This window comes from Acinetobacter sp. RF14B (genome assembly GCF_006864105.1).
Taxonomy (GTDB): Bacteria; Pseudomonadota; Gammaproteobacteria; order Pseudomonadales; family Moraxellaceae; genus Acinetobacter; species Acinetobacter lwoffii_C.
Map to the genome: position 1 here is coordinate 19,973 of NZ_SMTB01000032.1, position 7,909 is coordinate 27,881.

6 protein-coding genes are annotated in these 7,909 nt (G+C 44.8%); 3 read left to right on the plus strand and 3 right to left on the minus strand.

The window, feature by feature from the left end; all coding sequences use genetic code 11:
- Positions 1–137: 137 nt before the first annotated feature.
- On the plus strand, positions 138–1,355 hold the full coding sequence (locus E2K52_RS06750) for an alkane 1-monooxygenase (protein ID WP_151204392.1): 1,218 nt from the start codon (positions 138–140) through the stop codon (positions 1,353–1,355).
- A 347-nt stretch (positions 1,356–1,702) separates the two neighbouring features.
- On the opposite strand, the gene E2K52_RS06755 is transcribed toward E2K52_RS06750, so the two are convergent.
- The gene (locus E2K52_RS06755) at positions 1,703–3,490 is read right to left on the minus strand and encodes an acyl-CoA dehydrogenase (RefSeq protein WP_151204393.1); all 1,788 of its coding nucleotides are present in this window, start codon (positions 3,488–3,490) and stop codon (positions 1,703–1,705) included.
- 113 nt (positions 3,491–3,603) lie between these two features.
- On the opposite strand from E2K52_RS06755, the gene E2K52_RS06760 reads away from it, so the two are divergent.
- Positions 3,604–4,584 (plus strand): GlxA family transcriptional regulator, encoded by a 981-nt coding sequence (locus E2K52_RS06760; RefSeq protein ID WP_151204394.1) that lies wholly within the window; start codon positions 3,604–3,606, stop codon positions 4,582–4,584.
- Positions 4,585–4,588: 4 nt separating this feature from the next.
- Here E2K52_RS06760 and E2K52_RS06765 read toward each other — a convergent pair whose 3' ends face one another.
- A complete protein-coding gene (locus E2K52_RS06765) occupies positions 4,589–5,788 on the minus strand; it encodes an MFS transporter (protein WP_151204395.1) in 1,200 nt (399 codons plus the stop codon).
- Entirely contained in the window at positions 5,775–6,230 is a 456-nt protein-coding gene (locus tag E2K52_RS06770; RefSeq protein ID WP_151204396.1) for a MarR family winged helix-turn-helix transcriptional regulator, read from the minus strand. The genes E2K52_RS06765 and E2K52_RS06770 overlap by 14 nt, the downstream gene beginning before the upstream one ends.
- Before the next feature lie 530 nt (positions 6,231–6,760).
- Here E2K52_RS06770 and E2K52_RS06775 point away from each other — a divergent pair.
- On the plus strand, positions 6,761–7,909 hold a 1,149-nt coding region (locus E2K52_RS06775; protein WP_151204397.1), incomplete at its 3' end, for a cytochrome ubiquinol oxidase subunit I.

The window sequence follows — 7,909 nt, forward strand, 5'->3', positions numbered from 1 at the left end:
GTGTTTGTGATTGAGGGCCAAAATTTGGCCCATGGAGCCAAAGACGCTGACATAGTTTTTCTGGACTTTAAATACTGTTCGCCGATGCTGAAATATTGAACTATATGTGCAGAGTAACATAAAAAAGGAGGGTTGCAATGAATGCCCCTGCACAAATTCAAACCGTTCAGTTCAAGCAGGATGCACCCGCACTCAAAGGGCGGCAACTGGATAAGAAACGTTTTGGCTGGCTACTCAGCCCCGGCTTACCTGTAATTGGTATGGGAATTCTGGCTGGTTATCATTTCGGCCCCAAGGCAACTAAAAAAGTTTTTGCCTTGGGTGGACCTTTACTACTGCATGTAATTATTCCGAGCTTGGATGCCCTGATTGGTGATGATGCCAATAATCCCGATGATGTGCAGATTCAGGCACTGGTTAAAGATCCTTATTATGACCGTATTGTGAAACTGTTTATTCCCTTACAAATAGCAGCTAATGCCTTTGCAGGCTATGTGGTGACTCGTCCGGAAGTGTCTTTGCTGGACCAGATCCTGCTTGGTATGTCGATGGGTACGATTAACGGCATCGGGGTGAACACAGCCCATGAGCTGAGTCATCGTCCTCATAAAAAAGACCATTACTGGTCACATGCCAGTCTGATGCCGTTGGTCTACAACCATTTTCGTATTGAACATCCATATGGGCATCATAAGCGGGTAGCGACCCCGGAAGATCCGGCTTCTTCAAAAATGGGTGAGTCTTTTTATCGTTTCTGGCCACGCACCGTAATAGGGGGGCTGAAATCCGCAGTTCAGATTGAAAAAAGACGCTTGGAGCGTAAAGGTTTAAAGTTCTTCAGTACGGAAAACGAGCTGTTTCATGGCTGGGCCATGAGTGCCTCTTATCATGCCCTGATGTTCAAGGCGTATGGCAAGAAACTTATTCCTTATACTGTGACGCAGGCATTTTATGGCATCAGCCTGTTCGAAATTGTGAATTATCTTGAACATTATGGTCTGAAGCGCGGACTAAAAGCCGATGGCAGTTATGAAAGAACATTGCCAGAACATAGCTGGAACAATAACAATATTGTGACCAACCTGTTTTTATATCAGTTACAGCGCCATTCGGATCATCATGCTTTTCCAAGCCGGCCATTCCAGGCACTACGCCATTTTGATGAAGCACCGGAATTGCCAGGTGGTTATGCCACGATGCTGATCCCAGCTTTAATTCCACCTTTATGGTATAAAATGATGGATCAGCGCGTGTATCAGCATTATCAAGGGGATTTGACCAAGGCTAATATTCTGCCTTCCAAACGGGCTAAAATCTTTAAAAAATTTGGTGTGTTAGACAGGACAATGGCCTAATTGAATTGGCTTTATTCTGTATGAGAAGTTTAGAGATACACGTTCTGATTTTGATTTGGCATTTTTTCATTCTGCATTAAATTTCAGCAATTATTTTGATTATTTGGGTTTGGTTCATATGCGCAGCATAGCTTCACAAGGCGGATATCTTGTGAAGCTATGCTGTTTAGCTTAAAACCCGTCAAATACTGCTCTTATTTGAGATCACAGAATACAGCGAGTTTCATGCAGTCTAACCTCCAACCAGTGCGGAAGAGGTTTTAGTGGATCGTATATCCATGAACTTAAACTTTAAAAGTAAAGCCATTTTATATGCGCTCAACAGCTAATTAAACATACAAAAGATCTTAGAACCAGTCAGCCTGCATCTTCAGGCAGGTGTCATCAAAGTTCATCAGTAACTTGGCCTGATGTTCAATTTCAGGTAATTTCCATCGAATAAAATATTGAGCCGCCTGCATTTTTCCAGCCAAAAAATCTTGATCTTCCTGCTGAGAGGAAGAGGCGAATTTGTGTTGAGCTTGATGAGCCATCTCTAGCCAGAGCCAGGCAGTGATGGTTTTGCCCATCATGTCCAGATATAAACCTGAATTCGCCAAGGACTCACTGACCTGACCCTGCATTAAGGCCTGACCCAGTTTCTGTGTAGTGGCCTGTACCGTATTTAGATGCTGTTTAAATTGTTCTGCCAATTCGACCAATGTTGTATGCTGAATATCCGACAGGGTTTTCTGCATTCGCTGCATCAGCAAGCTCAGGCCCTTACCATTGTGCTGCCAGAGTTTGCGTCCGAGCAAATCCAGCGATTGAATCCCATACGTGCCTTCATGAATCGGATTCAGGCGATTATCCCGGTAGCATTGTTCCACCGGATATTCGCGGGTATAGCCAGCGCCCCCCAAAACCTGGATTGCCAGATCATTGGCTTTAACCCCATAAGCAGACGGGAATGATTTGACCACAGGGGTAATTAAATCTAGCAAGATAGCACTGTCTTCATTTTGTGCAGCCTGATGCTCATCAATCAATCGTGCTGCAAAAAGGCAAAGGGCCAGAGAGCCTTCTACATAAGACTTCTGTGCCAGCAGCATACGTTTTACATCTGTATGCTCAATAATATTGACGGGTTTGATATCAGTGCCTTTTTCATGTACCGGACGGCCTTGTGGACGGTTCTTGGCATAATCCAGCGACTCCAGATAGCCGCGATAACCAATCATGGCAGCGCCAAGGCCTACGCCGACACGTGCTTCATTCATCATCTTGAACATGTATTTTAAGCCCTGTCCTGGCTCACCGATTAAATAGCCTAAGCAATTGTCATTTTCACCAAAATTCAAAATAGTTGACGTGGTTCCACGATAACCCATCTTGTGCAGAAGACCCGTCAGTTGTACATCATTGGATTCACCGAGTGAACCATCACTATTGGTTTGGAATTTCGGCACAATAAACAGGGAAATACCTTTCACTCCTTGCGGAGCATCCTGAATACGGGCCAAAACAAGATGTACTATATTTTCAGTAATATCCTGATCGCCGCCAGAAATAAACATTTTTTGACCTTTAATGCGATAGCTGCCATCTGCTTGAGGAGTAGCTCTCGTGGTCAGATCTCCTAGAGAAGAACCGACATTGGGTTCAGTCATTGCCATGGTGCCTGCAAAGCGGCCACTCAACATAGGTGGTAAAAACAGCTGTTTTTGTTCTGCCGAGGCAAAGGCCTGAATCAGATTGGCTGCGGCAGCAGTCAGAAAAGAATAGGCCACAGTTGAAGGGTTCGCTGACATAAAATAGGCATTACACGCCATATTCACCAGAACCGGTAATTGCATACCGCCATCTACATAATCATGTGGGGCACAGAGCAGTCCGGCATTGGCAAACTGTTGCCAGGCTACTTTGACTTCAGCAATGGTTTCTACCTTTGTACCGTCAAAGCTGGGCTCATGCTGATCGGCCTTGGCATTGTGCGGCGCAAAATAATCAGTTGCGATGCCTTTGGCTGTATCCAGGATACTATCAAAGGTGTTTTTATCATGATCCTGATAGCGCTCCAGTTCGGTTAGCGCGTCCAGTTTAAATACATCATAAAGCAGGAAATTAAGATCTTTATCATTGATTAGTTGAGTCATGGTTCGGTCCTGAAAAAACATCTTTGAGATAGATTTTTAGACTAGCAGTTGCTTTTATTTAAGAGGATTGTCAATAATGACATGAAGCGGGTGAAAAGCGACAAAAAGCAAAGATGCAACAGATAGTAATTTTAGGTTTTGATGGCGCTTTGGCTTCAGCAATTACTGGAGTGGCCGATTTATTCGCTATGGCCGGTGTGAGCTGGAACCGGATTCAGCAGCAGCATGTGCAACGTCGGTTTACAGTTAAGGTTGCCAGTCCAGATGGGCAAGCTGTCCGCTGCATTAATGGTCTGGAATTGCAGGCCCATTGTGCCTATCACGAAATTAAGAACGCGGATATTCTGGTTGTGCCCACAATTGCTGCTCCGATTCTGGAAGTACTGGAGCAGAATCGGAGCCTGATCGAGTTTCTTAAAACCGCTCATACGCAGGCAATTCTCATTGCTGGAAATTGTACCGGGAATTTCTTTCTTGCAGAGGCTGGAATTTTAGACGATCGTGTCGCCACAACACATTGGGGCTTTCAGGATATGTTTCGCTTACGCTATCCGCAGGTCAAACTGAATGCTGATTTGATGATTAGCCGCGATCAACATATTTATTGTGCGGGTGGAGGTTTGGCCTGGTTTGATCTGGGACTGCATTTGATCGAGCGTTTTCATGGCTTTGAAGTTGCCATGCAATCTGCCAAGTCTTTTGTCATTGATTATCAGCGTGATAGTCAGTTGTCTTATTCTTTATTGAAAATTGGCAAGCCGCATCAAGACGAACTGGTACAAAAGGTACAGGATTGGCTGCAGCAGAACTTTGATCGGAATTTTGTTCTGCATGAGCTGGCGGGCCAGTTTAATGTCACTACTAGAACCCTGATCCGGCGCTTTAAGCAGGCGTTAGATGTACCGCCAAACCAATATTTGCAAGCCATCCGTATTGAAGCAGCACGCAAACGGCTAGAAGAAACTGATCAGGCCGTCGATCTTGTTATGCAGCATGTGGGCTATCAAGATCCCAGCTCATTCCGGCGTTTGTTTCATAGAAAAACAGGACTAACTCCTTTAGAATATCGGCGCCGGTTTAGCCAGCGCTTTTAAAACGTTATTCACTTGAGGTTTGGAGTTTGGCAGCAGTTCTGCCATGCAACAGATAATACCAGATTAACCCGCTGATACTGACTAAGGCCAAGACGAGATATAACTGACGATAGCCGATCTGATCCAGCAGCATTCCCAGGAAATAAGGTCCAAAACCTAGACCCGCATCCAAAGCAATAAAGAAGGTCGAAGTCGCCAGACCCATACGCTGCAAAGTGGTACTTTTTACAGCAATCGTCTGACAGACCGACAGGATATTGCCGAAACCAAAACCAAGCAGCGCAGCGCTTGTTAGTAACATGACTGAGTTTTGGGCCTGACTAAGCAAAAAAATACCCAATGCCATAAGAATAATCGCAGGATAAATAATGATATTTTCACCTTTACGATCCATTAGTGGACCAGTAAAAGGGCGCGATAGCAAAATGGCAATGGCATACATCAGAAAGAAGAAAGAGGCTGTTTCGACCAGATCAATGTCTTGGGCATAGAAATGGATAAAAGACAAAACGCCTGAATAACACGTCGTTAACAACAGGACAATGACTGCAATTGGTAGGGCTTTCGGCTCAATATATTGCGCCAGTTTACTGGAAGCCTGTGAAGTCGCTTGAATTGATGTCCTTGATTTAATAGGGGGCGGCTGGATAAATACGCTACAGATAAGGCTGCTCAGTGCGATGACACTGCTCACCAAAAAAATCATCTGATAATCAAAATGTGACATCAACCAGATGCCCATAAAGGGACCAATTGCGGTGCCGACCGTATTGCTCATACTGAAGTAGCCAATTCCTTCACCGCGCCGTGTTACCGGAATAGTCTGGGCAATCACCGTACCCAGCACAGTTGATGCCACCCCCATCATAAAGCCATGGATCAGGCGAATCCCCAACAGAAGTTCCAGCTGAACCGGAATCATATAAAGTCCGGAAAAGATCAAAAAACCTGTTAAACCTGATAGAAGGGTAAGTTTGAGACCCAGACGGTTCAGTAATTTTCCAATAATAATACGGCCCAATAAGGTCCCGACAATAAACAGGCCGGAAACCAGACCGGCTTGCGCTGTACTGGCGCCCAATTCGGCCACAGAGTAGCCGACAATCACAATCACCAACAAATAGAAAACCAGTACCAGTTGAAAATTCACCAAACTGATCAGGATGAAATTGGAAGTCCAAAGAGGAGCTTTATCTTGGCTCATTGGCATCTCCTTGAGACGAAGTAGGCTGCAATCGCTGCATCAATTCCAATAAAACATGTCGGCTGGCAGCGATTTCTTTATCTGGAATTTGAGCCAGAAGCTGATCTTCAAAAGCATCGATCTGTGTGGAACAGACTGCAAAAGTCTCAAGACCTTTGGGGGTTAAAGTAAAAAGCTTCTGACGTCGGTCTGGGGTTTCAAGCTGAGAAATAAGGTCTAATTCGACCAGATACTGAATCCGTTTGGTAATACAGGGCTTAGATACATTCAGATAGCTGGAAATGTCGGCCAGCGTACATTGCTGCTGTGACTGAATCACATAGAGCACCTGCCACAAAGAATAATTAAGTTGTGATGACAGCAATATGATATTGATTTCATCACTCATGAGCCGTGCACAGCGTAAAAGCAGAGCACGAAACCGGAGCATAGTAGGCTGCATATAGTTAACCTGGCTAACTAATTTTTGTTCAATGTACGCTTATTTTTTTATAGATACAAGATTGGGGAAATAAAAAGCTGCCGAGCGTTTTTACTGAGCTGAACAGATTTAGCTAAATGTTAAGCTGTGTAAAGAATGATCGACAAATTGCTACATATTTAAGCAGGGCTTAGGTCTAAGCTAAATAGAATTAAAAGCTTAGTGTCTTAAAAATTAAGGGATATCGACTTAAGGTTTGTTGAGATTTCATAAATGGATTGCGCTGTAAGCTCACCTTGAGCAGATGAGGTATGAAACAAAGGGAAGAGCAAAACTATTGCCCGGTTTCATAACAAAATCTGAGCTGGTTTGAGCTACTGCCTTTCAGGACGAGTATATTTTTTTGCTTCTATCTCGTTATGAGTCATTCATTGAGAGTGACTAAATTGCCTGTCTTATATCAGCTAAAAATTTTGCGAAATATATTCTTTACGTCGCAGACATATATGAACTGTCAACCAACCCTAATAACTTATTCATAGGTGAAACTTATGAGCTTGGGTCTAACTGCATTAGAATTAGCGCGGATACAGTTTGCCTTTACTGTGTCCTTTCACATCATTTTTCCTGCCATTTCTATTGGGTTAGCCAGTTTCTTAGCCATATTGGAATGGCGCTGGCTAAGAACCCGAAACCCGATTTATCAGGACCTGTTTAAATTCTGGGTCAAAATCTTTGCGGTTGCCTTTGGCATGGGCGTCGTTTCCGGCGTGGTCATGAGCTATCAGTTCGGTACCAACTGGAGTGAATTTTCCCGGATCGCGGGCAGTGTAACCGGTCCTTTACTGGCTTATGAAGTGCTTACAGCCTTCTTTTTGGAAGCTGGTTTCTTGGGCATCATGTTGTTTGGCTGGGGGCGAGTGGGGCCGCGTGCTCACTTTTTCTCGACCCTGATGGTGGCCGTCGGTACCTGTATCTCGATGTTCTGGATTTTATCTTCAAACAGCTGGATGCAGACTCCACAAGGCTTTGCGATTGAAAATGGCATTATTGTGCCACAGGACTGGCTCGCTATCGTATTTAATCCATCCTTTCCTTATCGGCTGGCCCATATGGCCATTGCTGCCTTTTTAGTCTCGGCCTTGCTGGTCGCGGGTACGGCAGCTTGGCATCTGATCAAAGGGCGGCGTGATGCTCTGGTAAAAACGTCATTTTCCATGGCAATGTGGCTGATTCTGGTGCTTTCGCCTTTACAGGTGTTCATTGGAGATCTACACGGTCTGAATACCCTCAAACATCAGCCAGCCAAACTGGCTGCCATGGAAGGGCATTGGGAAACCAATCATGATGGTGGAATGCCACTTTACCTGTTCGGTATACCGGACATGCAAGCCGAAAAAACCAAATATGCGATCGGGATTCCAAATGTGGGCAGTCTGATTTTGACGCATTCGATGGATGGAAAAGTAACCGGCCTGAAAGATTTTGCGCCTGAAGACCGGCCGAATTCACTGATTGTATTCTGGAGCTTCCGGATTATGGTGGGGCTGGGCATATTGATGCTTTTACTGGCTGTATGGGGTGCCTGGGCGCGTCAACGAGGACGCTTTTATGAGTCTCGTAGCCTGCATCGATTTGCGCTGATTATGGGACCGTCCGGCTTTATCGCCTTGCTTGCAGGATGGTTTACCACTGAAGTC